The 26,979-nt window shown below is 58.3% G+C and carries 21 protein-coding genes and 1 tRNA gene; 9 read left to right on the plus strand and 13 right to left on the minus strand.

Translation table 11 applies throughout. The annotated features are described in order from the left end of the window. The 4 genes from ACO6TG_RS16705 to ACO6TG_RS16720 all read left to right on the plus strand — a co-directional run bounded on the left by ACO6TG_RS16705 (nucleotide 1) and on the right by ACO6TG_RS16720 (nucleotide 5,938). Nucleotides 1-813 (plus strand): ATP-binding cassette domain-containing protein, encoded by an 813-nt coding sequence (locus ACO6TG_RS16705; protein WP_422374231.1) that lies wholly within the window; start codon nucleotides 1-3, stop codon nucleotides 811-813. Continuing rightward, nucleotides 810-2,771, plus strand: a complete 1,962-nt coding sequence (locus tag ACO6TG_RS16710; RefSeq protein WP_422374232.1) for a hypothetical protein — start codon at nucleotides 810-812, stop codon at nucleotides 2,769-2,771. Before ACO6TG_RS16705 ends, ACO6TG_RS16710 begins: the two co-directional genes overlap by 4 nt. 130 nt (nucleotides 2,772-2,901) lie before the next feature. Next, the gene (locus tag ACO6TG_RS16715; RefSeq protein ID WP_422374233.1) at nucleotides 2,902-4,080 is read left to right on the plus strand and encodes a CpaF family protein; all 1,179 of its coding nucleotides are present in this window, start codon (nucleotides 2,902-2,904) and stop codon (nucleotides 4,078-4,080) included. Then, complete coding sequence (locus ACO6TG_RS16720) at nucleotides 4,049-5,938, plus strand: hypothetical protein (RefSeq protein ID WP_422374234.1); 1,890 nt, start codon at nucleotides 4,049-4,051, stop codon at nucleotides 5,936-5,938. The genes ACO6TG_RS16715 and ACO6TG_RS16720 overlap by 32 nt, the downstream gene beginning before the upstream one ends. 314 nt (nucleotides 5,939-6,252) lie before the next feature. Here ACO6TG_RS16720 and ACO6TG_RS16725 read toward each other — a convergent pair. Further along, nucleotides 6,253-6,329 (minus strand) — tRNA-Arg (locus tag ACO6TG_RS16725). A 451-nt stretch (nucleotides 6,330-6,780) separates the two neighbouring features. On the opposite strand from ACO6TG_RS16725, the gene ACO6TG_RS16730 reads away from it, so the two are divergent. Next, nucleotides 6,781-8,337: a cryptochrome/photolyase family protein gene (locus ACO6TG_RS16730; RefSeq protein WP_422374235.1), complete on the plus strand. Its 1,557-nt coding sequence runs from the start codon at nucleotides 6,781-6,783 to the stop codon at nucleotides 8,335-8,337. Nucleotides 8,338-8,700: 363 nt separating this feature from the next. Here ACO6TG_RS16730 and ACO6TG_RS16735 read toward each other — a convergent pair whose 3' ends face one another. Continuing rightward, nucleotides 8,701-9,120 (minus strand): septal ring lytic transglycosylase RlpA family protein, encoded by a 420-nt coding sequence (locus ACO6TG_RS16735; protein ID WP_422374236.1) that lies wholly within the window; start codon nucleotides 9,118-9,120, stop codon nucleotides 8,701-8,703. A gap of 344 nt (nucleotides 9,121-9,464) precedes the next feature. Here ACO6TG_RS16735 and ACO6TG_RS16740 point away from each other — a divergent pair, with 344 nt between their 5' ends. Continuing rightward, nucleotides 9,465-11,558, plus strand: a complete 2,094-nt coding sequence (locus ACO6TG_RS16740) for an EAL domain-containing protein (protein ID WP_422374237.1) — start codon at nucleotides 9,465-9,467, stop codon at nucleotides 11,556-11,558. A gap of 250 nt (nucleotides 11,559-11,808) precedes the next feature. Here the strand turns inward: ACO6TG_RS16740 and ACO6TG_RS16745 are convergent, their stop codons facing one another. Further along, nucleotides 11,809-12,069 carry a DUF2798 domain-containing protein gene (locus tag ACO6TG_RS16745; protein WP_422374238.1) on the minus strand — a complete coding sequence of 87 codons (261 nt, stop codon included), beginning with the start codon at nucleotides 12,067-12,069 and terminating at the stop codon, nucleotides 11,809-11,811. Between the two features lie 14 nt (nucleotides 12,070-12,083). Then, nucleotides 12,084-12,611 carry an NADPH-dependent FMN reductase gene (locus ACO6TG_RS16750; RefSeq protein ID WP_422374239.1) on the minus strand — a complete coding sequence of 176 codons (528 nt, stop codon included), beginning with the start codon at nucleotides 12,609-12,611 and terminating at the stop codon, nucleotides 12,084-12,086. Between the two features lie 234 nt (nucleotides 12,612-12,845). Here ACO6TG_RS16750 and ACO6TG_RS16755 point away from each other — a divergent pair, with 234 nt between their 5' ends. After that, nucleotides 12,846-13,736: a LysR family transcriptional regulator gene (locus tag ACO6TG_RS16755; protein ID WP_422374240.1), complete on the plus strand. Its 891-nt coding sequence runs from the start codon at nucleotides 12,846-12,848 to the stop codon at nucleotides 13,734-13,736. 277 nt (nucleotides 13,737-14,013) lie between these two features. Beyond that, nucleotides 14,014-14,538: a flavodoxin domain-containing protein gene (locus tag ACO6TG_RS16760; RefSeq protein WP_422374241.1), complete on the plus strand. Its 525-nt coding sequence runs from the start codon at nucleotides 14,014-14,016 to the stop codon at nucleotides 14,536-14,538. A 64-nt stretch (nucleotides 14,539-14,602) separates the two neighbouring features. Here ACO6TG_RS16760 and ACO6TG_RS16765 read toward each other — a convergent pair whose 3' ends face one another. Beyond that, a complete protein-coding gene (locus ACO6TG_RS16765; RefSeq protein ID WP_422374242.1) occupies nucleotides 14,603-15,328 on the minus strand; it encodes a GGDEF domain-containing protein in 726 nt (241 codons plus the stop codon). A 646-nt stretch (nucleotides 15,329-15,974) separates the two neighbouring features. On the opposite strand from ACO6TG_RS16765, the gene ACO6TG_RS16770 reads away from it, so the two are divergent. Beyond that, on the plus strand, nucleotides 15,975-16,559 hold the full coding sequence (locus ACO6TG_RS16770) for a hypothetical protein (protein ID WP_422374243.1): 585 nt from the start codon (nucleotides 15,975-15,977) through the stop codon (nucleotides 16,557-16,559). Nucleotides 16,560-16,841: 282 nt separating this feature from the next. Here ACO6TG_RS16770 and gyrB read toward each other — a convergent pair whose 3' ends face one another. From gyrB to mutM, 8 genes are all read right to left on the minus strand, one after another. Then, nucleotides 16,842-19,295: a DNA topoisomerase (ATP-hydrolyzing) subunit B gene (gene gyrB / locus ACO6TG_RS16775; RefSeq protein WP_422374244.1), complete on the minus strand. Its 2,454-nt coding sequence runs from the start codon at nucleotides 19,293-19,295 to the stop codon at nucleotides 16,842-16,844. 132 nt (nucleotides 19,296-19,427) lie between these two features. Further along, on the minus strand, nucleotides 19,428-20,576 hold the full coding sequence (gene recF / locus ACO6TG_RS16780) for a DNA replication/repair protein RecF (RefSeq protein WP_422374245.1): 1,149 nt from the start codon (nucleotides 20,574-20,576) through the stop codon (nucleotides 19,428-19,430). A gap of 37 nt (nucleotides 20,577-20,613) precedes the next feature. Beyond that, nucleotides 20,614-21,732, minus strand: a complete 1,119-nt coding sequence (gene dnaN, locus ACO6TG_RS16785) for a DNA polymerase III subunit beta (RefSeq protein WP_422374246.1) — start codon at nucleotides 21,730-21,732, stop codon at nucleotides 20,614-20,616. 168 nt (nucleotides 21,733-21,900) lie between these two features. Then, nucleotides 21,901-23,382, minus strand: coding sequence for a chromosomal replication initiator protein DnaA (dnaA, locus tag ACO6TG_RS16790; RefSeq protein WP_422374247.1), 1,482 nt, complete (start codon nucleotides 23,380-23,382; stop codon nucleotides 21,901-21,903). A 154-nt stretch (nucleotides 23,383-23,536) separates the two neighbouring features. Then, nucleotides 23,537-23,977 (minus strand): rhodanese-like domain-containing protein, encoded by a 441-nt coding sequence (locus ACO6TG_RS16795; protein WP_422374248.1) that lies wholly within the window; start codon nucleotides 23,975-23,977, stop codon nucleotides 23,537-23,539. Between the two features lie 645 nt (nucleotides 23,978-24,622). Further along, nucleotides 24,623-24,889, minus strand: a complete 267-nt coding sequence (gene rpsT, locus ACO6TG_RS16800; protein WP_094073396.1) for a 30S ribosomal protein S20 — start codon at nucleotides 24,887-24,889, stop codon at nucleotides 24,623-24,625. Between the two features lie 175 nt (nucleotides 24,890-25,064). Then, the gene (locus tag ACO6TG_RS16805) at nucleotides 25,065-25,838 is read right to left on the minus strand and encodes an enoyl-CoA hydratase (protein WP_422374249.1); all 774 of its coding nucleotides are present in this window, start codon (nucleotides 25,836-25,838) and stop codon (nucleotides 25,065-25,067) included. A gap of 139 nt (nucleotides 25,839-25,977) precedes the next feature. Continuing rightward, nucleotides 25,978-26,871: a bifunctional DNA-formamidopyrimidine glycosylase/DNA-(apurinic or apyrimidinic site) lyase gene (gene mutM, locus ACO6TG_RS16810; RefSeq protein WP_422374250.1), complete on the minus strand. Its 894-nt coding sequence runs from the start codon at nucleotides 26,869-26,871 to the stop codon at nucleotides 25,978-25,980. Nucleotides 26,872-26,979: the final 108 nt, after the last annotated feature.

Below are 26,979 nucleotides of genomic sequence, written 5' to 3' on the forward strand. Positions count from 1 at the left end.
ATGACCACGCGCTGCCAATTGCTGAAGCTGCACAACCTGTCGATCGGATGGGGACAGAAAGTCATTGCCGAGGGTCTGAATCTTGAAATCGACCTTCTCAAGTTCAACCGCCGTGTGCCTATTATCGGGCGAACGGGCATCGGCAAGACCACGCTGCTTTATTCGATCTCCATGCAATCTGCACCCATGAGCGGCTCCATCGCCTGGCACCTGTCGGCACTGGACATGCCGATCCATATCACCCCGGAGATCTCTGGCCGCAATGCGACCGAGCTGAGATCGCGGATATTCAGTTTCGCGTTTCAAGATTCCATGCTGGTGCCCTATCTGACAGTTCTCGAGAACATCGCCCTGCCGCTGAAGCTCAAGGGGGTGCGGGGACCCGCCGTCAACGAGCTTGCCCTCTCGGTGCTCTCAAAAGTGCTGATCGGCAGCGAAGCCATTCATGTCCTGAAAAATCAGTTTCCGGAAACACTTTCGGGAGGGCAAAGACAGCGTATTGCCCTGGCCCAGGCATTGGCAACCGACCCGGCAGTGCTGTTCTCAGACGAACCGACTGGCAGCCTGGACCCCGATACCCGCAAGGAGATCACAACAGTGATCAACCGCTGGCTGGAGGAAAACCAGGACCGGGTCTATGTCTGGATCACCCATCACAGGGATTCCGTCGAATTCGAATACGCGCCCTATCTCCTGTTTCTCGACAAGCACGGTGACGGGTTCACGCGGCTGCACACGCGCGCAAGCAGCGATATGTTCAATGCGCGCCGCGAGGTCTCCTATCAGGCTGCAAATGACAGGGTACGCGCATGAGTGCCCTGACTTCCGGATTGCAGCTTGCCCTCAAGGAATTCTCCCGCGGCACCGGCCTGTTCGGCTTGTCTCGGCTCACCGGCACACCTGTCACCACCTCAGGCCGTGAACTGCTGGCAATCACCCTTTTGTTCGCGGTCATCATCACGCTGGCCGCGTTCGCCATCACCGCCGGCCAGTCCGTTTCCAGAAACATCACCCAGATTATGCTTGGTCACATCTCCGGTGCGGGTACGCCGATATGGGTGTTCGGCAACGTCAACCGGCAGGGACTGGATCAGGAAGTCCTGGCAGCGTTCCAGAATGGCGATGCCCTGTTCAGTCAGACGGCTGACAGCGCGCCGGCTGACGCAATGGCAGCGCAGCCGATGCTGTCCCAGCTGCAGTTCCATCCGGTGTCTGAAATTGAACACAATGACGCTCACGTCCGGTTGCCCGCCCTCGATGCCTGGAACTCCGCCCCGACACCGGGTGCTGACGAAGTCTCCTTCAGGGGATGGGCACTTGACCCCCAGAACCCGATCTGGCGCGCGAACGCCCCCGAAACCGGCGTCTCCAAAACTATCGTTCTGAACCGGTCGCTGTTTGAAAAGCACTTCGATTTTGAAAAATACCGCGCGGCATTGGTGGAAACGCTCGACCGACCGACCCTGGCGACTGTTCCTGAAAGCCTTGCCAACGTCACGGACCTGAAAACGCTCTTCCTTGAAGTGCCATTCGAGACCAGTCGGAATCGTCTTTTGCCCTTCGAGGTTATCTGGGCAGACAGTCTGCCGGCCCTGCAAAAGATCTCCATGCTGATCCCGTACGAGGCCGTCGTCAGGTCAAGAGCCGTGCGCGAGAACCCGAACCTGAAGTTGCTGACAGCAACGGATATCGACGACTATGGTGATCCCGGATCGATCCTGCACAGCATTGAGTTCCGGGGAATCGACGACAGCGCGTATCTCGACCAGAACGGCCAGTTGAAAGGTCTCGAAACGCTTGTCGGCTGTCTGGGCGGCAGCGCGCACAGCACGTCAACGGATGCGAACGTGACCATAACGCTGGACGCCATCCTGAGCTGGGAAAGCGCAAAAACCTGTTTGTCCGAAGCCGGTCTGTCGAACTATCCCGAGATGCTTCCCAATTTCAATTTCTATCCGGATTGGTCTGTCGAGGGCCGTTTCGTGACAGCCGCCTGCCGGGACATCCGTCCAAGCGAAGTCTCCAAACACCCCGCGGCAGCCTGCCGCGACGACGCCGCGAAGCTGACCTTCACACCCGTGCCCTATTTCCGCACGGGCCTGGTGTTCATCCCCTCGCATATGGACACCATTGCCAGCGTCGAAACCATCCTGAGTTTCGGCGATTCAAGAGGCACGGTTTTTCTCATCCCCGAAACCTATCGCGACGCGCTCCAGCGGATGGATTTCGCCAAAAAGGTACTGCAGTATCTCGGCACGGCGACGCTGGTTCTCGGTGCGATAACCCTGTCTGTCGTCTTGTTTCTGCAAATCCATCCAATCTTCAGCAGCAGGAGAAAGACCTATGGGTTGCTGCTGGCGCGGGGGATGCCGTGGTGGTCAATCTATCTCGGCGCTTTTTTGCAGATCGCGCTCGCCGTGATTGTCGCCATGCTGCTCGCGTTCGGCCTGTTGCTGCTGCTTGTCTCGGGACTGGAAAGCTTCTTTGAAACTTCGGAAGCCGCGCAGACCGCCACAGAACGGTTTGGACTGATCGACCCGAGGCTGATACCGATCGACACAAGCCAGGGAGGCTCCTGGCACCGCGTCTGGGACATCATAAACAGCGTGGTGATGTCTGGTGTGGTGACCGCCCTTCTCGGCATCGTCTTCACCGCTGCGACGCTTCTGCAAATCTCCCTGACCCGATCGACGCTTCCGGTCGATCTGATCCTTGGGCGTTCCAAGTCGTCTGCGTCCGTCCAAAAAGACATGGCCCCGGCAGCGGCATGAACGGTCCAGCGACATATGTGCTCTTTGCCGCGCTCATCGCTGTGCCGGCCATTGGCTACATACCTGAGCTGATTGAGGCGCTGTTCGCGCTGTTCAGGATGTCTTCTTCAATGACGGGAACACCCTGGCCATGACCGACGACAGTGTCATCGGCCTGGAAGACCGGCGCCAACAGATCTTCGAGGGAACGCTCAAACGGCTGCTCGACCCCGTTCGCGAGGCCCTTAACGATCCGAAGATCTCGGAAATCATGATCAACGGCCATCGGGAGATTTATGTCGAGCGCCGCGTGCGCGAAGAATTGCCGTCCGGCGAGTTCCGCGACCGTGCGAAGGTTGAAAAGATAGAAGCCGTCTTCGAAAGTGCGCAGCATCTGGAAGCTGCTGCACGCGCGATCGCTCAATATTCCGGCCGTCTCATGACACCGGACGAACCGAGTCTCGAAGCCAGGCTTCATGACAAGTCCCGTGTGCATATTGTCCAGCCACCGGCGGCCCGCAACGGGCTCAGCATTGCCATCCGCCGGTTCTCAAAGGCGCATCATTCCGTTGGAAACCTTTTGCAGAACGGTACTCTGACCCCGGAACTTGCCGATTTTCTGCAGGTTTGCCTCGCGTTGAAGAAGAATATCGTCGTTTCCGGCGGGACCAGTACCGGCAAGACAACCATCTTGAATGCACTGTCGGAATTCATGGATGAAACAGACCGGGTCATCGTCATCGAGGATGTCAACGAACTGGAAATTCAACCGCCGCACACGCTCTATTTCGAAGCGCAAAAGCCGGACCGTTTCGGCAAGGGAGGCATTACCATTCGCGAGTTGTTCAAGGCTTCGCTGCGCATGCGTCCGGACCGGATCATGGTGGGCGAATGCCGAAGCGGCGAGGCCCTGGACATGATCCAGGCCATGACTTCAGGTCACAGCGGCAGCATGACGACCTTGCACGCGGACAGCCCGCTCGACGCGCTGAACCGCCTCGAGACCATGGCGTTGATGAGCGAAGTGGACCTGCCCCAGCGCGCCCTGCGTGGTCAGATCTCCTCTGCGGTGGACATTGTCTTGCAGGTTCAACGTATAGGCGGGCGGCGCGGTGTCGTCTCCGCTGCCGAAGTACAGAGTGTCGGCGAGGACGGCCATTTTGTCTTCAAAGAGATTTTCGGAAAGACAGCCTCGGCCTACGATCCGGCCGATACCGGACCGCTTTGCCAGCCGACCGGAAATCAGGTCAGCTTCGCGCGCGACGCTGCCGCTCTGGCAAAATCTAGAGGTTTGACCAATGTTCCAGGGATTGCATCAACCTCCAGCTAACAGCGTCCGGGCTTTTCTCGACTGCTGGCTTCTTGCCTTAAGCGTGCTGCTTGGCCTGCAGACGAGCGCCTTTGCGCAACAGGCCGATACGGAAGTGTCGCTGCTGCAGTATGCTGAACGCATCCAGATCACGGATGAGGACGAGCTGCACGCCCGGGAAACGCTGTCACTGATCAGGCACCGGAAAGCTGTTCTGGCCGATGCCTCTGTGGAACATACCTACGCCCCGGTCTCCCTACTGGTAAAATCAACGGATTTCGGTACGATCGGGGCCGTCTATCAGGCCGACGATCCGGCTCTGGCGGTGGCCTCGGTTGCCGCGAACGGACAGATTAACTGGCGCCGCCCGCTGCCGGAACCTCCGGCCGTAGCGATGGTCAATGACGCCATCGGCCAGCGCGGGCGCAGGCCGCTTTCAACAGCATCCGAAGACCTGGCACGGATCAGCATTCCGTACCTGGATCTGGAGACACCGGTTCGCGTTTCGGTCACCCCTTTCCGCCGAGGCGGCGAAAATCTCGCCTTGCTAACCTACGAAACCGCCAGCACCGAGGTCAGCCTCGGCGCGGTCGGCCTCCGGCTGACAAGCCGTGGATATGCGGTTCTGTCGCAGGATTACACCAGGCTGTATGCCGCGGTCAGCGAGCATCGCGGCACGATCCGGTCAGAAGGCACGCCAAAGCGGTTCCACCTGTTTCGCTCCTATATACGCCTCAACAAGTCCCTCAAACCGGACCTGCCACTGTCCGAACTGCCGTCGAGCGCGACGCTGCCTGCCCAGCTTGTCGGTCCGAACCTGCAAGGCGCTTTTAGTGACAACCTGGCCGTTACCCGCCGGCCCAACCCGGATGTGGGCATCCTTGCCCTTGTCACTGCAACAGTGGACGCGCGCCTCGGCGTGGAGGTCGAACATTCCGGGAATCCCATTCCGCTGCTGGCAATTGCCGGTACAGTTTCCGTCATCAACACCGCCGACTCGCTGATTTCCGCGACGGTGCGCAATGTTGGCCGACTGACTGGCAATGAGAATCTGGCAAAATTCGAGGGTATCGGAAATTCTGTCTTCCGCGCGACCGGAGAAGGTGTCGGCAAGCTGATCGGCGTTGAGAACCCGGAAGCCTGGGGCGAAGGCATGGTCATTCTCTGGCAGGGAACGACTCTCACGGCAGACGTGGTAGCGATCGTCGCAAATCCTGCAAACGCGAGCAAGGCCGGCGGTTTCCTGAAAAGCGCCTTCAAAGTCGGCAGCAATCTCATCAAGACCACAGACAAATGCCTGTCGTCCTTCGAGAAGCTCAGCAACGGCGAATACAGCAAGGGGGCGATCGCCAGCGCCAATTGCGCTTTGGGAAGCATCGAAGCGCTGTCGACCACGGGTCTGGTTTCGGAAAAGATACTCGGCGGCACCCTGGATGTGACCGTCTTCGGCAAAACCTACGACGCGACCCACAAGCAGATTGCCACAACCCTCCTTCGGGTGGTCAACCTGTGGGTCAAGACCGACGACCTGCTCGAAGAAGATCCGGAAAGCACAGACCAGAAAGACGGAGCGGCTTCGGGGTCCGGCGATCAAGAGCAACCACTGTCCCCGACGCCTCAACCGGGGACGGGTGAAAGCGCTCACGAGCAAGAAACTCCGCCACAAGGGGAAACGGTTTCCGGCGGTGGACAAGCGACGGAACAGTCAAACGCAGCGTCCGGATCGCCGCAGACACCGGCAAATGACAACGGGCAATCGGAAACCGGCACGGCGGTACAGCCGAACTCGGACACGGAAAGCAACAGTGAGACCGCTGACGAAACCGAAACAAAAACAGAAAAACAGAGTATGCCGGTCATCAAGTACAAGAGGCAGTGAGCCTCTCGGCCAGCTGCACTGGACGCTTGCTGCCCGCAAACCTTGCCACCGTGTCATTAATGCTGGCATCACAGCTCAGCAGACGCAGCCACTGAAGCTTCACTTCCCGGAATGGACGGCGCCCGCTCATGCTGGCCTCCATGCCGGGAGGCTGGCCGGGCGCGTACCTGTGACACGCCATCTCTTGAAAAGCACTGTACGCGAACTTTATGAGCGCAACTTGCAAACGGCCGGAAAACACTCGCGAAAATTTGCAGCGCCTGAACGTCTCTTTTTGAGGGCGTTTCGTAACTAGCTGAAATTATTGAAGTTTTTGGCGCACCCGAGAGGATTCGAACCTCTGGCCTCTGCCTTCGGAGGGCAGCGCTCTATCCAGCTGAGCTACGGGTGCTTTTGGCCGGCGCAGGAAGCCCGCGCGGCGGATAGAGGGGTCTGATACTAGATCCGGCCGGTCTCGGCAATGGCTTTCTGAAAATTTGGACAAGATATGGCAGCGAACAGCAAATCGGCCGCGGCAGGCCGTGCGGCGCTGGCCAGGCGGTGATCGTCGAAGCAGGTGAGGCTGTTTCAGTGTCGCGGTGCGTCCGCCTGAAAAGTTGCGAAGCCGTGTGATTTGCGCCGGTCCGGCGTTGTCTGCCACCACATGGCCGGGACGTCCTGCAAGGTACTCAGGAGAGCCAACGACGTGGATGCGGGTGCATGAGGCATTGCGGGAAACCGACAGGCGGCGTGGCCGGTGGCACGAGGCCACAGGACACACCAGACAAAATTGCAGTCGAAAGTGATAGGCCCCCGCACCTGCTGCGTAGAGAGGAGCAACACCGCCTTGAAGACAGTGACCGATGACCGCAAAAACGACATGCCGCAATCTTGTTCTGGTCCTTGGGGACCAGTTAACGCCCGGGCTTTCCAGTCTTGTCAGGTCGGACCCTGAACGTGACCGGGTTCTGATGGTCGAGGTGATGGACGAGGCCAGCTATGTGCGCCACCACAAGAAGAAGATCGCCTTCCTGTTCTCCGCCATGCGTCACTTCGCCGAAGACCTGCGCGAAGCAGGCTGGACGGTTGACTATGTGACCCTTGATGCAGCTGGCAATTCGGGCAGCTTCCGGGGCGAGGTTGCGCGCGCAGTGGAGCATCTGCGTCCCGCTCGGGTCGTCGTCACAGAGCCCGGTGAATGGCGGGTTCTGGACGACATGAAAGACTGGGCGCGCGTGCTGGCGGTGCCGGTCGATATTCTCACCGAGACGCGCTTCCTGTGCGACCCTGCAACCTTCCGCGCCTGGGCCTCGGGCCGCAAGCAGCTGCGCATGGAATATTTCTACCGCGAGATGCGCCGCAAGACAGGCCTGCTCATGGAGGGGGACACGCCGGCAGGCGGCAAGTGGAACTTTGACGCAGACAATCGCAAGCCGGCCAAACCGGATCTCTTCATGCCCAGCCCGAAACGGTTTGCGCCCGACCGGATCACGCAAGAGGTACTGGACCTGGTCGGCAGGTCCTTCCCCGACAATATCGGCACGCTTGAGCCGTTCTGGTTTGCCGTTACCCGGTCAGAGGCACAGGACGCTTGCGACCATTTTCTGGAAGCCGCCCTCGCAGGTTTCGGCACCTATCAGGACGCAATGCTGCGCGGCGAGAAATTTCTCTTTCATTCGGTTCTGTCGGCCTATCTCAATGCCGGCCTGCTCGACCCGCTGGATTTGTGCCGGAAGGTGGAAACCGCCTACAGCGAGGGGCGTGCGCCATTGAATGCAGCGGAAGGGTTCATCCGGCAGATCCTGGGCTGGCGCGAATATGTGCGGGGAATTTATTGGCTGAAGATGCCGGGCTATGTCACGGAGAACGCGCTTGGGGCAGCCGCACCGTTACCGGCATTCTACTGGACCGGCGAGACCGACATGTTATGCCTTTCCGAGGCGGTCGGCCAGACCATCGACGAGGCCTATGCCCATCACATTCAGCGCCTGATGATCACGGGCAACTTTGCGCTGCTGGCGGGAGTTGATCCGGCCGAAGTGCACGAATGGTACCTGGCGGTCTATGCCGATGCCTATGAATGGGTCGAGTTGCCCAACACGCTTGGAATGAGCCAGTTTGCGGATGGCGGCCTTCTGGGGTCCAAGCCTTATATGTCGAGCGGCAACTATATCAACAAGATGTCCGACTACTGCGGCGCATGCAGCTACGACGTCCGACAACGGACCGGGGACAAGGCCTGCCCCTTCAATGCGCTCTATTGGGATTTTCTGGACCGCAACGCAGACGTGCTTTCTTCAAACCCGCGACTGGCGCAGCCTTATTCCAGCTGGAGGCGAATGGACACGGAGAAACAGGGTGCGATGCGGCACCACGCAGCGGAAATCCGGCGCAAGCTTGCCGCAAACGAAAGGGTCTAGGCCTTCCGTTTTCGTTATGCGGGCACCAGGCCTCATGTGCCGGTCAGGCCTGAGCCGCTTTGCCTCAGCATTTTCAGGGACTTAAAAAAAACGCGCAGCCGGTAAGACTGCGCGAATAAAGTTACTGTGCACGTGGCCCCATCGACCACGGCGGCAACTCTAGCGACATCTTTCGCGATTGTCATTACCGTAAAATATTTTATTTTTTGATTCACCTTTATGCGACTGATCGTTATTCATACTGAGTCATTCGTGAAACAATGTAACATATCGATTCATTGTCTAGATTCAGCATTTTAGAATTGTCATACAATCCTTGATCGTTGCGCGCAGGTCTGGAATGCACGTATGCATTCCGCAGCGTTATTGGCAATTATGCTTATTTATTGTCCGCTGATCCGGGCTTGTGCCAGAGACTTCGACACGTGTAACGCCCTTATTGACGAAGCCAAGCTCCCTGGCGGCTGCCAGCGTGACGTCGATCACGCGTCCCTTGGCAAACGGTCCACGATCATTGATCCGCACCTTAACAGACTTGCCATTCGACAGATTCGTGACCTCGACGATCGTGCCAAAAGGCAGCGTGCGATGGGCAGCTGTCAGGCCGTTCGGATCGGCCTTCTCACCGCTGGCCGTCTTTCCGCCCAACTTGTACCAGGAGGCCTTGCCGCATTGTTTGAAGCCGTCGGCCTGCGCCGGTTCCGAAAGTGGCAATGCCAGCACCGGAAACAGCACCAAAAGAGATGCACGTAAAAGAGGAGTTCTAAAGAAAGTGCGCGTCATGAGGGATTTTCCGATGTTCTTGCCACATTTTCGACAGAATTTAGCGTCGCCGCCGCGCAGGGGGCGATAGCATTCCGTTGCGGCACCTTTGCGTCGAGGGCGTGATGAAATTGTGGCGCCTTTTCAGCAGGTCATCGGCATTAATATAAAATAAGAATAAAATTTTAAATAGTTTTGAATGCAGATCATAAACATTTCATTTACTATAAAAATTCTAAGAGTTGTGAGTATTTTTTCTGTTTCAGTTTTGAGAACTGAACTGTGCTAGTAATTTTCACACAGGGGCGGCGCAGTGTGTGTTTGAGTTTGCGCCATTGGAACGGCAATACTGAAAGGGCGGTCTGGTGCAAGTCAGCCAACGGTTTATTGATGACCGGCTGGAGCAATCCGGTCGTGCAGAAAACAATACGCTCACGGGATTTCACACTTCCCTGCTGGAAGTGCTACCGCATGCTGCTGCTTACGTCGCACAGGATGGCAGCATCCTCGTGCATAACAAACACATGAAAACCAGCTGCGCTGCAAAGGGCGTGTTTCCTGTGCCGGGAGGCCTGCAGGACCTGTTGACCGAAGGCAGCTGGAAACGCTGCGAGGCGGTGCTGTCGGCCGCGTTCAGCGGCGTGCCGGCCCAGGCCAGCGGAACGATCCTGCTGCGCTCCGGCACACCCTTTTGTCACCACATGATCTGCACGTCCTTCGTTTCCCTCTCGGGCGAGCGTCAGGCTGTTCTGGTCCAGTTCGACATGGAAGACAGCGCACAAGATGCGCTTGCCAAAATTCCCTCGCCCGTGCCAGCGGCCAGGAAGCCGGCCCGTTCGGAAGGCGAGGCTGGGTTTCTGGAACATTTTCCGGACGACGTTCTGGTGTTCGACGGCGTGGACAGCGCAGAGCAAAAGGCAATCAGGCTGCTTGAGACAATCAACAGCGACTACGATATCGGGCTGTTGGTCGACGCCCTGCAGACGATCGATACCGAAGGCGCGCAAAGCCTGTTCATCCCGGAAAATCGAAGCCTTGAGACGGCTGGCTATGCCGCTGACCGGCAGATGTGTGAAGTCCGGCTCGTGCCACTTCCAGAAGGTACGTCGGCTGAGGCAGTGAGCGGGGCGACGATGGCGATCATTCGCCGCAATGTGGATTGCCCGCAGGAAGTTGCTGAAAACCGGCGGCTTGCCTATCTCGATCCGTTGACCGGACTGGAAAACCGGCGGGCCTTCACCAGGGCCTTGAAGCTGGAACTCGGCCGTCTGGCCTCCGACAAGGAAACCGGGCTTGCGGTCTATTACATCGATCTCGACGAGTTCAAGAAGGTCAATGACCTCGGTGGCCATGACGCCGGTGACGACATGCTTCTGCGCGTGGCAGCTTGCCTCAGGCTGACACTGGGTGAGTTCGGAACCGCCGCACGGATTGGTGGAGACGAATTTGCCGGCATGGTTCCGGCTGCCAACGAAGAAGGCGCCCTGGATATTGCCGAGAAGATCCTGGAAGGCTTCGACCGGATCCGGCTGGAAGTCGGCGACCGGGTTTTCACCATCGGCGGGTCCATTGGTGTCGCCTTTGTTGAAAGTGGCCTGTCCCTGCGCGATGCCGACGCTGCTGTTCTGCTCGGTTTGGCGGACAGGGCCTGTCTTCGCGGCAAACGGTTCGGTGGCAGCTCGGTGCAGATCCACTGTGTGGAATCGACGGAATGTCAGTCAACCGGCGTTGAAAAAGTCGAGTTGCCCGAGCCGGGCAGTTTCCGGGGCAATGAACTGACGCTCTATGCCATGCCGATCATGTGTCTCAAGCGCAAGAAGATCTGCGGGTCTGAGGTGCTGCTGCGTCTCCAGGGAGACCGGGCGCGCGGCCTGTCGTCCAGGGCCTGGATTTCCGCCGCGGAGCGGTCCGGATTCATTGCCCAGGTCGATGCCTGGACACTGGACAAGGTGCTGGATGCCGCCGAGCGCAATCCGGGACGGTCGATCCTGACCATGAATGTCTCTGCGGAATCGGCGCGAGATCCGAATTTCCGTGACGGTCTTTATCATCGTCTTTCGGTCAATCCGCTTCTGGCGTCGAAACTCTGCCTGGAAATTGCCGAACGGGATTACCTGCGCGAACCGGCAACGGTGGAATCCTTTTTCAAATTCGTCACCGAGCTGGGTTGCCAGACGGCAATCGACGATTTCGCCGGACACTGGCCGGTGCTCTCGCGCCTGACCAGCCTGCGGGTGGAGTGGCTGAAACTGGAAGCCGGTCTGACACAGCAAGTTGTCGAGGAGCCGGCCAAGGCGGCCATCCTGAACGGCCTGGTACGGGCGGCGCATGAACTCGGCATCAAGGTGATCGCGAAGCACGTGGAAACGGCCGAGGAAGCCAAGCTGCTGCGCGAACTGAACATTGAAGCGGCGCAAGGCTTCTATTTTGGCCGGCCCGAGCCCTGGCCGGGTGGATAAAGGCACATCAACATCAAAAAAGAGCGGCCGGGGAGCCGCTCTTTTCTTTGGGAGGCAGGGTACCCAGCCTTGTCTTCGGGGTCCCGGCGGCTCTGCCCTCAAACCTCGTCGTCTTGTCGATGTGGTCGGTGTATTGGCGTTCTTTCTTACCCGCGATTGAGAAACGGCCGTGCCAATGTTTGCTGCCAGCCCGGCGCTCTTTTTATGCCTCCTTGACGTACCGGCCTCATCCAAAGGTTATCCGATGGTATCAGGATTGAGTGGCCGGTCGTCGGGCGTTGAGTGTTTTCGATATCAGGCCTGCAAGGGCCCTGACCGAAGCTCCGAAAACGAGATCCAGCCCTATTGCCAGCGGCCAGGCAATCAGGATGCTTGCGCCCCAGGCGGTCAACCAGGCCAAGCCCATTCCGAACTCAAGGAAGGTGAAAACGCCCGACAGCGCAATGGACATGAAACCTGACATTACGACAGAGGTGACAAGGCGGTGAAGTTGATCCGACGGGTTCATCATTTGGGCCTCCTCGTTTAGGCGGTCAAAGCGCCAGCGGCGTCTTCGAGTGAGTGTTGTATCTTTGGGTCGGTTATCCGGTTGGTTTCAAAATCGAAGACATCGTGGAAGCTCGGAATTGAGACAGAGGCCTTCAGATCCGCACCGAAATAGGCGGCTGATCCCTTGGCTGCGGCAAGGACATTTGCGGCTCCGCCCTTGCCGGGAGAGGCGGACAGATAGATTGCCGGTTTTCCCTGAAAGACCTTGAGATCGATCCGCGACGCCCAGTCGAACAGGTTCTTGTAACCCGCGGTGTAGGAGGCGTTGTGCTCGGCAAAAGAGATGACCAGGGCATCGGCGGCCGCGATCCGGGCGAGAAAGTCCTTGGCCGCTTGCGGTTGGCCAATCACTTCTTCCGTGTCGACGCTAAAGAGCGGCAACTCAAATTCAGCGAGATCCACGACGTCGATTTCGGCATCCGTCACCAGGTTGGCGACATAGGTCGCCAGCGTTTTATTGATGGATTTTTTGCTGATGCTGGCACCAAAGGCAACGATCTTCATTCGGGGTACTCCTCGGTTTTACAAGGTGTTTCTGTGTTTGAAATCAGAACAAGGTGAAAGCTGAAGGCGCTCACGCAACCGGATTGCCTGCGCTTGGCTGCTGTGACCTACCGTCCTTCATTGCTCTCGCCTGTTCGCTGTTGAGCCGAATGTAGAGAGTGGTTTGATGAAAAGAAAATATTGTCTTTTCAAGAAAACGATCTAAAAAATTGAACGAATTAAATGAGGTCCTTCATGACGTTCGATCAACTCGTCTGCCTGAATGCGATTGTGGAACACGGCACGTTTCGGGCCGCGGCCGATCACCTCAACAAGGCGCAATCCGCCATCAGTCACAGTGTGAAAAAGCTGGAAGGTGAGCTTGGCTTCGCGCTCCTTTCCCGCGCCAGTTACCGTCCCGTCCTGACAGAAAAAGGGGAAGTTTTTCATCGGTATTCCCTGCGGGTGCTGCAGCATGTGCAGGAACTGAAGACCATCGGCCGAACGCTCAATTCCGAGCAGGAGGCAGAAGTCCTTTTGAACGTGACGACAACCTATCCGCTCAAGCCGGTACTGGGCCTGATCGGTGACATGACTGCCGCCTATGCGGCGACCCATATCCGGCTATCGCGCGACAATATGGGTGGATCTCTTGAAAAGCTTCTCAGTGGTGAGGCGCAGATCGCCATTTCGACGCTGCACGATGCGCCGCAGGACAGGGTGGAGGCGGTGCCACTCGAATCTGTCACCATTCTGCCGGTCTGTAGCCCGACGTTTCTGCCGCTGCGCGAGACCGACGTGCGTTCGGATGTGGAGATGCAGTCCCATGTTCAGGTTGTTGTCTCCGACAGCAGCACGGCCAACAAACAGAATCGCGGCCTTCTGCCGGGAAGTTTGCGCTGGACAGTTTCTGACTTTGCCGCAAAACGTGAAATCCTGCTTGCCGGAATGGGTTGGGGCGGTATGCCGGACCACATGGTCCGGGACGATCTCGAAAATGGCGACCTGATCGCATTGAGAGTGGAGAGCTATGCCCCCGTTGAGATTGCCCATTACGCCATGCGACTCAGGGAAAGCGCGAAGGGTGTTGTCGCCCAGGCAATTTGGCAGCGCTTGGTAAATCCAGCCGCAGGGCCTGGTCAATGAGAGTTCCGCCAACGCGATCATCTGACTGGATCAAGTGACGATAGAGATCAACTGGTGCGCGCGCTGCACCTGGAAAACCCTGTGGCGTGGACGTGCCGGTGCCCGGACAGAGCCCTTTTTTACGGTTCTGGGCTACAGCACCATGTGACCAAATAATAGGCAAGGAAATCAGTCGTTTTCCGAATTCCGACAAGTATAACACGTGGAAATGCGGACGAATGACAGGAAAGTCCTGTGCTAGCGTGGCCTCATCGAGTGAATGCAGGTGGGGTCACGTATGAATGTTCTGATTGCCTATGCGACCACTGAGGGGCAGACGCAAAAGATCGCCAAATTCATCGAAGGAATCCTGGAGGAAGGCGGTCATCAGGTTCAGTTACACAATGTCAGTGACCCCTCCGGCAGGCTCACTGTCAGTGACTATGACAAGGTGATTGTCGCCGGATCCGTGCATTCGGGAAAACACCAATCCGACCTTCAGCTGTTTGTCTTTGCAAACCGGGAACGGCTCAATGACATGCCCGGCCTGCTGGTGTCTGTCAGTCTCGCAGCGGCATTTCCGGATACCGCTGAAGAAGCCAGGGGTTATGTCGGCGCGTTGCTGGAGGTCGCACAGTGGCAACCGACGCTGACCGTCCTGGTTGCCGGTGCGGTGAAGCCGGGCATCTATGACTGGTTTCAGCAGTCAGCCCTCCTCGAAGGCGATCTGGCAGCCCATCTTGACGAAGACCTCAGCGGCACGAAGGAATTCACCGACTGGGAGGGTCTGAAGCAGAAGGTGACGGCATTTGCCGGCGCCTGACAGCGAACTAGACAAACCGGCAGTCTCGCCGATGCCAGTTGCTTTCAGGCACTGCTGACACAGGTCATGAGGCTGGCTCGGACGGCTGTGTTTCGCTGACCTCGACGCGGTTCCGGCCCTTGCTTTTGGCGCGGTAAAGCGCCTTGTCTGCCCGGTTCAGCGCAGCATCAATCGGCTCGTTGTCGTGACGATAGCCGGCGCCGATCGAAATGGTGCAGCTGATCGTATCGGGGCCGGCATCAAGCGCGGTCTTTTCGATCGCGCAGCGTATGGTCTCCGCAAGATCACGCCCTTTTGTGACAGGAAGGTTCGGAAAGAACATGGCGAATTCCTCGCCGCCGAGCCTTGCGATTTCGCCAAAGGGTCTGGCTGTCTCCGACATGACGTCCGTCACCAGCCTGATGACGGAATCGCCAACCTGGTGACCGTATGTGTCGTTGATCGATTTGAAACTGTCGATATCCAGCATCAACACGGTTCCGCCGACATTCTGATGGCCGGCTTCGAACAGGTCGAAGAACGCTGTCCGGTTCAAGAGGCCGGTCATGCTGTCATGAAGCAGCAGGTGTTCGAGCCGGAGGTTGGAACGGTGCAGCGCCAGTATCATGTTGCCGGCCCAGAGCGACGCAAAGGGAGCGATCATCAGGGGTACGAGTGTTGCGGGCCACACGCTGACCCAGTTGAGGCCGGCCGGCGACACAAAATGCGTGGCCACCAGCGACACCAACACGGATGCAGCGGAGACGAGCACGACCTGCGCCCATTTTTCCTTTTCGCTCCTGACCCGCATTTCCCGGATTTCTGCTCGAAAGTGTTGTGGCCATCATTGGCGCGCCACGGCGTTGAAGCCATGGTCTGCGTCAGTTGGACTGTCCCGCCGCAACATTTAAAATTAGCTAACCGCGCAATGGATAGCGATCTGGGCCGCACGAACTCATGGGCATTGAGATCGTACGCGAAGTCAGACGGGACCAGATAATTCGTTCGATGTTTTCCGGGCGGTGACATAGACCACCGGATACAGTACCTGCCGGAATGGTGAGACTAGCATGTCAAGGTACGAGTTGTGGATTGGGAAGACTATAAGTCATGGCCCTAAAGCATTGCACGGCCGGTTGATTTCCTCATAGATGCTAATCTCTACACTTCGATCTTAACTGGAATCTATTAATGTTCATCAAAGTAAAACCTACTGAAATAATGGGTGCCTCGTTTCCGGTATTCGGGAAGTTTGAGTTCGCCGACTCTTCAGCAAAGGTCATTGTTATTCTTGAAAATTTGCCAGTTCTTGGATTGGATTCTGATCAAGATTTAGTTGATATTCCATAGCGTGTGACTTTGGAGTGTAGAGTGGCAATGCAGGCACGGGAAACCGTTTTGATTGATCCGAATGAACCTCATGGGATCACCTGACAATTGGAGAATTACAAGGTTTAATGTCAGTGCAAAACTCTACCAAAAGTAATGCACTCGGGCATAAAGCTAATACCGGAGAAATTGCCTTTTTATATAATATTAGTGGCGAAAGATATTCTATCTGGAGTCTTTATCGTTGCGTTGTGGGTAAATTAGGGATAAGGCGAAGAAAAAATTTCGAGGAAGGAGCATTTAATTTGAAAATTACGATATTAATATTCTTCCTAAACATTGAAAGCAGCTACATCCAAGCTTCAGAGACCACAGTAGACGGCTACGGCGATACTGTTCAGTGGGTAATTCGGGAAGATATGATGTGGCGCATTAGGACCTTTGCGGTAGATGAAGACGTACATGTCTATCAAATTGACCGCCGAGGAAAGACGCGCGACGCGCTAATTGAAATCGCGAGCCAGAATACTCTGAAGCATTATCGAGAAACGATAACAGATGAGCTTCTCATAAATTCAGAAACCGGAGTAGCCGGAATCCTTGAACAATTAAAAGCCGAAGGCATTGATTCTCGTCTAAACGAGGATGTTTCCGGCTTGGTTTTTTGGTCGCCAGATGGTTCGAAATACTCGACGAAGTCTGAACCAAAGTAGTCCACGAAATGTTGACCGCTTTAGGCTCCTAACGGACTTTCGTTGCACGGTGCATGTATGGCCACTTCTAGCCTAAAATGACCCCTGCTCAGCGAATGATGGGCAAGGGCAACAGCTTGATTTTCCGGATCGCCTGGAAATCCGAAAGTCCGTTTCGGTGCGATATGGGCCCATATTTTGGCAACTCAGACAGAATAGTGCTTTCCACCTAAGTAGTTGTAACTTAAGATGGATTCTGGTCCAGCGCTTTGCGGATTTTTCTGCGCTTCCTTGCACAATCCATCAGATGTCGAGATTCGCCACGGCGAGCGCGTTGTCCTGAATGAACTCGCGCCGCGGATCGACTTCATCACCCATCAGCTTGGTGAAGATGTCATCGGCGTCGTCCGCCTCTTTCACCTTGACCTGCAGCAGGGAGCGGACATTCGGATCGAGTGTCGTTTCCCAGAGCTGTTCCGGGTTCATCTCGCCGAGGCCCTTGTAGCGCTGCAGCGAAATGCCTTTTTGCCCCAGGGCGTAGACATTGGCCAGCAACGCACGCGGACCGCGGATTTCAGTCGGAACGTCCTTGCGGCGCAGCAGGGCCGCTTTTCCATAGACTTCATTCAAATGGGCCGCATGGGCGGCCAACCGGCGGGCATCCGTGGATCCGAGCAGAGCCGGATCGATCGTGGCGGCTTCTTCAACGCCGCGAACGGTGCGCTTGAACACCAGACTACCGTCTTCCCGGGCCTCGCCGGTCCAGCCGCGTTCGAATTCGTCCGCCAGAATGTCCATGCGCCGGGCGATATAGGCCGCGGCCTCTTCAGCCTTGGCACGATCTTCCAGGATGTCGGTGTTGAGCGCGCCGGCAATGGCCGCCTGTTCGACCACATCGCGGTTGTAGCGCGAATGCAGGCCGTCGAAAATGTCAGAGATGGTCCTGGCCGTTTCCACCACCGTGAGCAGGTCCTGGCCGGATCGAACCTCGCCATTCGCCAGCTCAAGCGTGGTGTCTCCGAGGCCTTGGCCGATCAGATAGTCTTCCAGCGCCAGCTGGTCCTTCAGGTATTGTTCTGACTGACCGCGCTTGACCTTGTAGAGTGGCGGCTGCGCGATATAGACATAGCCGTTTTCAATCAGCTCCGGCATCTGCCGGAAGAAGAAGGTCAGAAGCAGGGTCCGGATGTGGGCGCCGTCCACGTCAGCATCGGTCATGATGATGATCTTGTGGTAGCGCAGCTTCTCGATGTTGAATTCTTCCTTGCCGATCCCGGTGCCGAGTGCGGTGATCAGGGTGCCGATCTCGTTGGAAGACAGCATCTTGTCGAACCGGGCCCGTTCCACGTTCAGGATCTTGCCGCGCAGCGGCAGCACGGCCTGGTTCTCCCGGTGACGGCCCTGTTTGGCCGAGCCACCTGCGGAATCGCCCTCCACCAGGAAGAGTTCGGCCTTGGAGGCATCGCGTTCCTGGCAGTCTGCAAGCTTGCCGGGCAGCGAGGCGATATCCAGCGCGCCCTTGCGCCGGGTCAGCTCACGCGCCTTGCGGGCAGCTTCGCGGGCAGAAGCTGCTTCCACCACCTTGGAGACGATGGCCTTGGCGGGCGCCGGGTTCTCTTCCAGCCATTCGCTCAAGGTCTGGGAAATCAGGTTCTCGACAACCGGGCGCACCTCGGAGGAGACCAGCTTGTCCTTGGTCTGGGAGGAGAATTTCGGATCCGGCACCTTGACCGACAGAACGCAGGTCAGGCCTTCGCGGCAATCGTCGCCGGAAAGCGAAACCTTTTCCTTTTTCATCAGGCCCGTGGCTTCGGCATAGCCGGTCACCTGACGGGTCAGGGCTGCCCGGAAGCCGGCGAGGTGCGTGCCGCCATCCCGCTGAGGGATGTTGTTGGTGAAACACAGCACATGCTCATGATAGCTGTCGTTCCACCACATGGCCGCCTCGACCGTGATGCCGTCTTTCTCTGCGCTCATCGTGACCGGGTCTTCGATCAGCGGATGCTTGGCGCGGTCCAGATAGCGCACGAAAGCTTCAAGGCCGCCTTCGTAGTAGAGTTCTTCGACAACATCTTCCACGCCGCGCTTGTCGGTCAGGATGATGCGCACGCCGGAATTGAGGAAGGCGAGCTCCCGCAGGCGGTGTTCCAGCGTGTTGAAATCAAACTCGGTCTTGCTGAAGGTTTCCGGTGACGGCAGGAAGGTGACTTCGGTGCCCTTCTGGCCGTTGGCCGGGCCGACCACTTCCAGGGGCCCCTGGGAATCCCCATGCGCAAAGGTCATGTGGTGTTCCTGGTCGTTCCGCCAGATGCGCAGCTCCAGCTTGGTCGACAGGGCATTCACCACAGAGACACCGACGCCGTGCAGGCCGCCGGACACCTTGTAGGAATTCTGGTCGAACTTCCCGCCCGCATGCAGCTGGGTCATGATGACCTCGGCGGCGGAAACACCTTCCTCCGGGTGCAGGTCCGTCGGAATGCCACGGCCATTGTCGGAGACGGTCACGGAGCCATCCGGGTTCAGCGTCACGGTGACATGGTCGGCGTGGCCTGCCAGGGCTTCGTCGATCGCGTTGTCCACGACCTCATAGACCATGTGGTGCAGACCGGAACCGTCATCCGTGTCGCCGATATACATGCCGGGCCGTTTACGGACGGCGTCGAGGCCTTTCAGGACCTTGATGCTGTCAGCGCCATATTCGGCACCGCCTTCATTTTCGGGGGTCTCAATCGGCTCGGAAGTGGACGTGTCGCTCATGCGAATCAATCACCAGTCATTTTATCTTTTCTAACCCCGTTATACGGGGTTCCGGCGGGGGTTCAACCACGCCGGAGCCGCTGACAAGCCAGCGAAGGGATAATGGTGGAAAACCATAAGATTTCGGCGGATTTAAGGGCCTGCCGGTCCCTTTAGAAGATGGCCATGATGGCCCTGGATTTCAAACACCTGCGCCTCCTCGGGCAGAGCGCTGAAAAGACCCTCGTCCGTACCGGTCATGAAAACTTGTCCGCCTAAGGAATTCAGCTTGGCGAACAGTGCCGCCCGGCGGTCCGGATCCAGGTGAGCGGCGACTTCGTCGAGCAAGAGGACCGGGGTCATTCCGGAGACCTTGGACGTCAGCTCGGCATGCGCCAGAACCAGGCCGATCAGAAGCGCCTTCTGTTCACCGGTGGAGGATTGTGCCGCAGGCATCGATTTGGCCGCATGGGTCACTTTCAGATCGCTCAGGTGCGGACCGTTCAGGGTCCGGCCGGCGGCGCGGTCGCGCGGGCGGCCTTCCTTCAAGAGCAGCCGGTAATGGTCTTCCCGGTCCGACGCACTGAGGCCGAGAGTTTCGGCTTCAAAGGCGCCTTCGAGCGCGATGCCGGCATGCGGAAAGGGCAAGCCCTGCGCGGCCTGTTCTGCAATCATGCCGGTGAGCAGGCCGACCGTGTCGCCACGCGCGATGGAGACCGCTGTGCCGAGTTCTGCGACCTGCAATTCGAGTGCGGACAGGAAGGCGTCGCCGCCGCCCTGGTCGAGCAACCGGTTGCGTTGGCGCAGCGCGTTTTCAAAATCGCTGACCCGGCGCCCGTGTGCCGGGTCGATGGCCAGCGTCAGCCGGTCGAGAAACCGGCGCCTGTCGGAGGCCGCGCCGGTGAAAAGGCCATCCATGGACGGCACCAGCCAGAGCACCCGCATATAGTCGAGCAGGCTCTCTGAGCCGCGTACGTCTTCGCCGTCGATCCGCACCTTGCGGCCAGTGCCACCGGTGGCCAGCCCGGTTCCGATTCTGGTTTCCAGCCCGTCCAGCAGCACGGTGGCAGCCACGCTCCAGCTGCCGTCACCCTCCTTGCGGGCGATGTCGGCAAGTGTCGCCCGGCGCAGGCCGCGCCCGGCCGTCAGGAACGAGATGGCTTCCAGGATATTGGTCTTGCCGGCGCCGTTGGCTCCGACAAAGGCAACGAGCTTGGCCGAGAGCGCCAGTGAAAGGGTCTCGTAATTGCGGAAACCGGTCAGGGACAGACGGGTCAGCCGCGCCGTCCGGAATTCTGTCATGACCGTGTTTCCGTCTTCAGAATGTCGTCGATCCGGGTCAGACCCGCATCGGCATCAGAACAAACAGGCAGTCATCGACGGTGTTGTCCTGGATCAGGGTCGGCGAGCCGCTGTCGGCCAGACGGAACAGCGCCGTATCGCTCGACAGCTGATTGGCAATATCGAGCAGGTACCGCGAGTTGAAGCCGATTTCCAGGTCTTCCGCGTCATACTCGACGGCCAGTTCTTCCGTTGCGCTGCCCGAATCCGGGTTGTTCACGGTGAGCACCATGCGGCCATCGCTCAGGGAGATTTTCACGGCCCGGCCGCGCTCGGAGGAAATTGTCGAGACGCGGTCGACGGCTTCCTTGAACTCGTCCCGGTCAACGCGCATTTCCTTGTCGTTGCCCTGGGGGATCACCCGGCCGTAATCCGGGAATGTGCCGTCGATCAGTTTTGATGTCAGGATCACGGAGCCGGTGGTCAACCGGATCTTGGTGTCGGACAGTTCGATCTGAACGTTGGCTTCCGGGTCTTCCAGCAATTTCTGGATTTCACCAACCGTCTTGCGCGGCACGATGATGCCCGGCATGCCGGCAGACCCTGACGGGGCAGGCACTTCAGCCTGGGCCAGGCGGTGGCCGTCGGTGGCAACGGCACGGAATTGCTGGCCATTGGCCGCGTCGACCGTGTGCAGGTAGATCCCGTTCAGGTAATAGCGGGTTTCTTCGGTCGAGATGGCGAACTGGGTCGTGTCGATCAGCTTGCGGATATCGGCGGCCGTCAGGGCAAAGCCATGACTGAAATCGCCGGCCGTCAGGTCCGGGAAGTCCGCTTCCGGCAGCATCTGCAACGTGAATTTCGAGCGTCCGGCCCGGATTTCCAGGGTTGCGTTGTCGCCCGTGGTCTCCAGGACCACCTGCGAGCCTTCGGGCAGTTTGCGGACAATGTCGTAGAACATGTGCGCCGGTACCGTGGTGGCGCCCGGCATTTCGATCATGGCGGGCACGGTTTCGACGATTTCGAGGTCGAGGTCGGTTGCCTTCAGATTGATGGCGCCGCCGTCAGCCCGCAGCAGGACGTTGGACAGGATGGGAATGGTGTTTCGGCGCTCGACCACCCGGTGAACATGGGTCAAGGACTTGAGGAGGTCGGTCCGCTCGAGGGTCGCTTTCATTCACTCGTTCCGTACTCATGAAGAGCCGGACGGACGGTCCGGCGTAACTGGATTTGCTGGCTCCGGTGAGGAGCGGGGGGAAGACACTGCCCTTAACTTGGTGCAAAAGCAAGGGGGCGTTCCGCCGGAACGCCCCCAATTTAAGTTGAATATCGGGGAATTTAACCCTTAGGCGTCGAGCATGCGTTTCAGCAGTTCGAGCTCCTGCGCCAGAGAATAGTCTGCGCGGGCCATTTCCTCGATTTTCCGCACCGCGTGCAACACTGTCGTGTGATCCCTGTTGCCGAAGCGGCGGCCGATTTCCGGCAGCGAGCGTGGGGTCATCACCTTGGCGAGATACATGGCAATCTGACGCGGACGCACGATGGTGCGGGTGCGCCGTGCTGACAGGAGATCGGCCTTGGTGACGTTGTAGTGTTTCGACACCACCCGCTGGATGTCCTCGATCTTGACCCGGCGCGGTTCGCTGGATCGAACCAGGTCGCGCAGGGTCATTTCCGCCATTTCCTGGGTGATCGGCTGATTGGTCAGCTGATTGTGTGCGATCAGGCGGTTGAGGGCGCCTTCCAGGTCACGACCGGAGGAAGCAACGTGGCGGGCAACATAGTCGAGCACGCTGTCTGGCACGTCGAACTGAGGATAGGCTTTGCGGGCAGCTTCCACGCGGGACACCAGGATATTGCGCCGAAGCACGAAATCCGGTTCCTGGATGCCGACCACGAGACCGCCGGACAGACGCGACCGGACCCGGTCGTCCAGGGTGTCCAGTTCGGACGGAGCCCGGTCGGCTGCAACGATCACCTGGCGCGCGCCGTCGATCAGCGCATTCAGCGTATGGCAGAATTCCTGCTGCACCTGTTTGCCGTGCAGAAACTGCATGTCGTCGATCAGCAGCAGGTCGATGGTCCGAAGGTTTTCCTTGAAAGCAAGCGCGGACTGGGACTTCAGCGCCGTCACGAACTTGTACATGAAGTGCTCAGCCGTCAGGTAGAGCACCTTGCGGCCGCTCGCGCGGGCTTTCGAGGCAACGGCCTGCATCAGATGGGTTTTGCCGAGACCCACGGACGCGTGCAGGTAAAGCGGGTTGAACGTTACCGCGCCGCCGGCTGCGACCTGACGGGCAGCGGCCAGGGCCAGGTTGTTGGATTCCCCTTCAACAAACGTGTCGAACGTATATTTCGGATCGAGTGCGGCACCTTGCAGCACATCCCGGGTGCTGTCGGAGCCGGCATCGCCGCGGCCGAGGGCGACAGCGGCAGTCGCCGCCTGGGCGCGGGTCACATGAGCCGCGTCTGCCAGCGTTTCGCGCTGGACCTCGTCAGCAGCTGCCTTCGCGCCGTCCGGGCCGGCAAGGCTCGGTTTTGCCACCGGTGCCTGACGCGGACGGATCGCACCGCGAACGGTCAACTCGATGCGGTGAACATTGTCGCATTCGCGCTGCCAAAGACCCATCAGCTGGTCATTGTAATTGTTCTGGATCCACTGCTTCAAAAACCGGGTCGGAACGGAAAGACGCACTGTGCCGTCCTGATGTTCTTCCAGATCGACGCGTGCGAACCAGCTGGTAAAAACATCGTCGCCCAGCTCCGCGCGAAGCTGTTTCTTGACCCGTTTCCATTGTTCGGAGCCGCCTGCCTCCTGAACCTGCATGTCATCTGCCTCCTGTACATGTGAAGAACAGTCCGCCACAGCCGTTCTTCGACGCCTTGCTGCTTTTGCAGCATTATAATGTCCCTTTTGGGACGGTTATTGGGTTGGCAAAGGGAGTGGTCCCATTGCCTGCCCCGCTTTTATTGCGGGGAAACTAACTTTGAATCCAAGGCAGTCCGGCGGCCTTCCAACCGGACCGGGTTCCACGGTGGCCCGCCTCGTCGAGGGGGCCTTCGAAACCGTCTGAGATATTAAAGCACTTTTCGAAGCCGGCCTGTGTCAGGGCGATCGCTGCCGCCTGACTCCGCGCTCCGGAGCGGCACAGAAAATAGATCGGCGCGCTCTGGTCAAGTCCTTTTTTGACCAACAGGTCCGAAACGGACTTTGCAAATTCCGGATTTGGGCCGGAAGACGGAAAGCTCTGCCATTCCACAAGCATCGGTTCCTTGTCGACCGGACGCAGGTCCGGAAGTCCGACAAAGGCCCATTCCGCCTGGGTCCGCACATCGACAAGAACAGAGAGTTCCTGCCCGGAAAGCTTCTCGAAAGCCTCCTGCGCGGTCACATTACCAGCGTATCCACCGTCGATTTGCACAGCCGCCCCCTACAATAGCGAAGCGCTATTGTCGAATAATAGTTATCAAGTTTTCGGGAAGAAAAATTCAGTCTAGCGGGATGCTAGGCACCGTCAGAAATGAATACGTCAATGTATTCATCCCACGGTCTGTATGCCATGTGCTCAGCTATTTTTCGATTAAACTTATTCATTTTGTTCCAAGCACCGTTTTTAGGTTGTCCGCTGGTCTTTCGCGCCAGCCGTATTGTTAATATACAGACCGCGACCGACGGGGCAACCGCGTGTTTTGGCGATTGCCGGGAAGTGGCGGTTTTGGTGCCCTTGTTGAGGCGTTTTGCCTCCCGTGCGACGAAAGAGCAAATGCTTTTTACGGCAATGACTTTTTGCCCTCAGCGGCTTTGTCACAATTAGAAAACGACGATTTCAAAAAAAATTTCGGAACAGATACCTTGACTCGTATCGAATCCGGTTCGATCGGCTTTCCCCAAACCTACATGTTTGTAAGTTATTGAAAAGAATACGGTTTCCATGACAGCATAATACTCGGTAGAAATCGCGATATTGCTCGTTTTGGTTGTCGAATTTGATCATCCACAAAATTGCGTGGCTAAAAAAAACCCGGCACGCTGGCCGGGTCTTTTTAACGCTCATGTGACGGTTGGGTTACGCGCCAAGTGCCTTGATACGGGCATTGAGACGGGAAACCTTCCGGGACGCCGTGTTTGCATGCATCACGCCCTTGGAGGCAGCGCGCATGATCTCCGGCTGTGCAGCCTTGAAGGCTTCATTGGCAACAGCCTGGTCGCCCGAGGCAATCGCCTCTTCAACCTTGCGCAGATAGGTGCGCACGCGGCTGCGGCGGTTTTTGTTCGTGGCCGTCTGGCGGGCAATCTTGCGGGCCGCCTTCTTGGCCGATGGTGTGTTGGCCATGGGCTCAATCCTGATCGGTAATTGGGACTAGTGTCCGGTGGCGATCGGGACCAAGGCACGAGGGCAGCAAGACCCGATCAAAAAACAACGGCGGCGGAAATCCGCCACCGATTGGGCGCTGCTTATAATCGCGCCTGCGCCTGTCGTCAACGGCTTTGTCGCTGTTTGACCGATATTATTTGTTCCGGAAATCCGGGGAACGCTTCTCGGTAAACGCGGTCATGCCTTCATTCTGATCTTCCAGCGCAAACAGGGCCTGGAAGACGCGCCGCTCGAAGCGGACACCCTCGGCAAGGGTCGTTTCATAGGCCCTGTCGACGCTCTCCTTGGCCATCATGACGACCGGAAGCGAGAAATCGGCGATCTTGTCCGCTGCCTTGAGGGCTTCTTCCAGCAGATCGTCCGCGGGAACGATCCGGCTGACGAGCCCGCTGCGCTCGGCTTCTTCGGCATCCATCATGCGCCCGGTCAGAACCATTTCCATGGCTTTGGACTTGCCGACAAAACGGGTCAGCCGCTGCGTGCCGCCCGCACCCGGAATAACACCGAGCGTAATCTCCGGCTGGCCGAACTTGGCCGTGTCCGCAGCGATGATGAAATCGCAAAGCATGGCCAGCTCGCAGCCACCGCCAAGTGCATAACCGGCAACAGCGGCAATGATCGGCTTGCGGTTGCGCGACACCCGGTCAAACGGCGTGATCAGGTCGGTCTGGTAGGCGGTGGCGAAATTATGGGGCTGCATCTCCTTGATGTCGGCGCCCGCGGCAAAGGCCTTTTCCGAACCGGTGATCACCACGCAGCCGATCCGGTCATCCGCGTCGAAGCCGTCAAGGGCCGTGCCGAGCTCGGCAATCAGGTCCGAGTTCAGCGCATTCAGGGCCTTTGGCCGGTCCAGCGTGATCAGTCCGACTTTGCCGCGCTTTTCAACACGGATGTTCTCATATCCCATTTGCCCGCTCCCAATAGTGGGACCCTTGGACCATCAGGACCGCAGAATGCGGACGTGACCCGGTGAGGTCCCCGAATAACTGAATTTGACGCGTCATGCCTAGCCGACCAGCGGCAGGTCCGCAAGCTTGGCCGAACGGTCAGGTCTGGCAGTCGGGGCAGTGGAAGGTCGACCGGTTGGACTGGACCAGACGCTGGATCGTGCCGCCACATCCAGGCGTGCGGCATGGTTCGCCTTCCCGGTCGTAAACCGCAAAGGAATGCTGGAAATAGCCGAGCGTACCGTCCGCCTGGGTGTGGTCGCGCAAGGAGGATCCACCTGCGCGGATGGCGTCCTGCAGCGTTTCCCGGATGTTGTCGGCAAGGGCCTCGGCCTTTTTTGTCGGCCGGCCCGATTTGGTGACCAGGGACCCGGCCGCACGCTCCGGGCTGAGCCCGGTGCGCCAGAGCGCTTCACAGACATATATATTGCCCAGGCCCGCGATCAGTTTCTGATTGAGAAGCGCCGCCTTCAGGTTGCTCTTGCGTCCGGCAAAAAGGTTGGCCAGCGTCTGGCCACTAAGGTCATTGCCGAGTGGTTCCATGCCAAGGTCGCGAAAGAACGGGTGCTCCGCGAGGGAAGGCCGGGCAATCAGATCCATGAAGCCGAAGCGGCGGGGGTCATTGTAGAGTATGCGGGCCTGTGTGCCGTTTTCCGGTTCCAGATGGAACACGACATGATCGTGTTTGGGATCCTTGCTGCGATCATGCGTGAAGTTGCCTGGGACCTCTGCCAGCTCTCCGCTTTCGATCCGGAAGGAGCCGGACATGCCCAGATGCATCACCAGCACGTCGCCGCTATCGATATCGCCGAGCAGATATTTGGACCGACGGGACAGCGCGGTCAGCCTGCGGCCTGTCAGGCGATCCACGAAGTTTTCCGGAAAAGGGAAGCGGAGATCCGCCCGGTTCTGGTCCACCCGGGTGATCAGGGCACCTTCAAAGGTCGGGGCCAGGCCGCGCCTGACGGTTTCAACTTCCGGCAATTCGGGCATCTGAGATCTGGTATCCGCGCTTGGGGCAGGCTATAGGCCTGCGGCATATAGGTTTTGGTCGCCGGCAAAGATAGCGCTCGCCGGGCGCTTGTACTATGGTCCGGCCAC

Origin of the sequence: Roseibium sp. (assembly GCF_965233565.1) — a bacterium.
Taxonomy (GTDB): Bacteria; Pseudomonadota; Alphaproteobacteria; order Rhizobiales; family Stappiaceae; genus Roseibium.

Excerpts from the sequence above, each read along its gene's own strand:
- ACO6TG_RS16750 (WP_422374239.1), bottom strand. The coding sequence starts at position 12,611 with ATGAAGATCGTTGCCTTTGGTGCCAGCATCAGCAAAAAATCCATCAAT.
- ACO6TG_RS16715 (WP_422374233.1), top strand. The coding sequence starts at position 2,902 with ATGACCGACGACAGTGTCATCGGCCTGGAAGACCGGCGCCAACAGATC.
- ACO6TG_RS16805 (WP_422374249.1), bottom strand. The coding sequence starts at position 25,838 with ATGGGATATGAGAACATCCGTGTTGAAAAGCGCGGCAAAGTCGGACTG.
- ACO6TG_RS16760 (WP_422374241.1), top strand. The coding sequence starts at position 14,014 with ATGAATGTTCTGATTGCCTATGCGACCACTGAGGGGCAGACGCAAAAG.
- ACO6TG_RS16765 (WP_422374242.1), bottom strand. The coding sequence starts at position 15,328 with ATGCGGGTCAGGAGCGAAAAGGAAAAATGGGCGCAGGTCGTGCTCGTC.
- ACO6TG_RS16705 (WP_422374231.1), top strand. The coding sequence starts at position 1 with ATGACCACGCGCTGCCAATTGCTGAAGCTGCACAACCTGTCGATCGGA.
- ACO6TG_RS16735 (WP_422374236.1), bottom strand. The coding sequence starts at position 9,120 with ATGACGCGCACTTTCTTTAGAACTCCTCTTTTACGTGCATCTCTTTTG.
- ACO6TG_RS16745 (WP_422374238.1), bottom strand. The coding sequence starts at position 12,069 with ATGATGAACCCGTCGGATCAACTTCACCGCCTTGTCACCTCTGTCGTA.
- mutM (WP_422374250.1), bottom strand. The coding sequence starts at position 26,871 with ATGCCCGAATTGCCGGAAGTTGAAACCGTCAGGCGCGGCCTGGCCCCG.
- ACO6TG_RS16720 (WP_422374234.1), top strand. The coding sequence starts at position 4,049 with ATGTTCCAGGGATTGCATCAACCTCCAGCTAACAGCGTCCGGGCTTTT.
- gyrB (WP_422374244.1), bottom strand. The coding sequence starts at position 19,295 with ATGAGCGACACGTCCACTTCCGAGCCGATTGAGACCCCCGAAAATGAA.
- ACO6TG_RS16710 (WP_422374232.1), top strand. The coding sequence starts at position 810 with ATGAGTGCCCTGACTTCCGGATTGCAGCTTGCCCTCAAGGAATTCTCC.
- ACO6TG_RS16755 (WP_422374240.1), top strand. The coding sequence starts at position 12,846 with ATGACGTTCGATCAACTCGTCTGCCTGAATGCGATTGTGGAACACGGC.
- ACO6TG_RS16730 (WP_422374235.1), top strand. The coding sequence starts at position 6,781 with ATGACCGCAAAAACGACATGCCGCAATCTTGTTCTGGTCCTTGGGGAC.
- ACO6TG_RS16770 (WP_422374243.1), top strand. The coding sequence starts at position 15,975 with ATGTCAGTGCAAAACTCTACCAAAAGTAATGCACTCGGGCATAAAGCT.
- dnaN (WP_422374246.1), bottom strand. The coding sequence starts at position 21,732 with ATGAAAGCGACCCTCGAGCGGACCGACCTCCTCAAGTCCTTGACCCAT.
- rpsT (WP_094073396.1), bottom strand. The coding sequence starts at position 24,889 with ATGGCCAACACACCATCGGCCAAGAAGGCGGCCCGCAAGATTGCCCGC.
- dnaA (WP_422374247.1), bottom strand. The coding sequence starts at position 23,382 with ATGCAGGTTCAGGAGGCAGGCGGCTCCGAACAATGGAAACGGGTCAAG.
- recF (WP_422374245.1), bottom strand. The coding sequence starts at position 20,576 with ATGACAGAATTCCGGACGGCGCGGCTGACCCGTCTGTCCCTGACCGGT.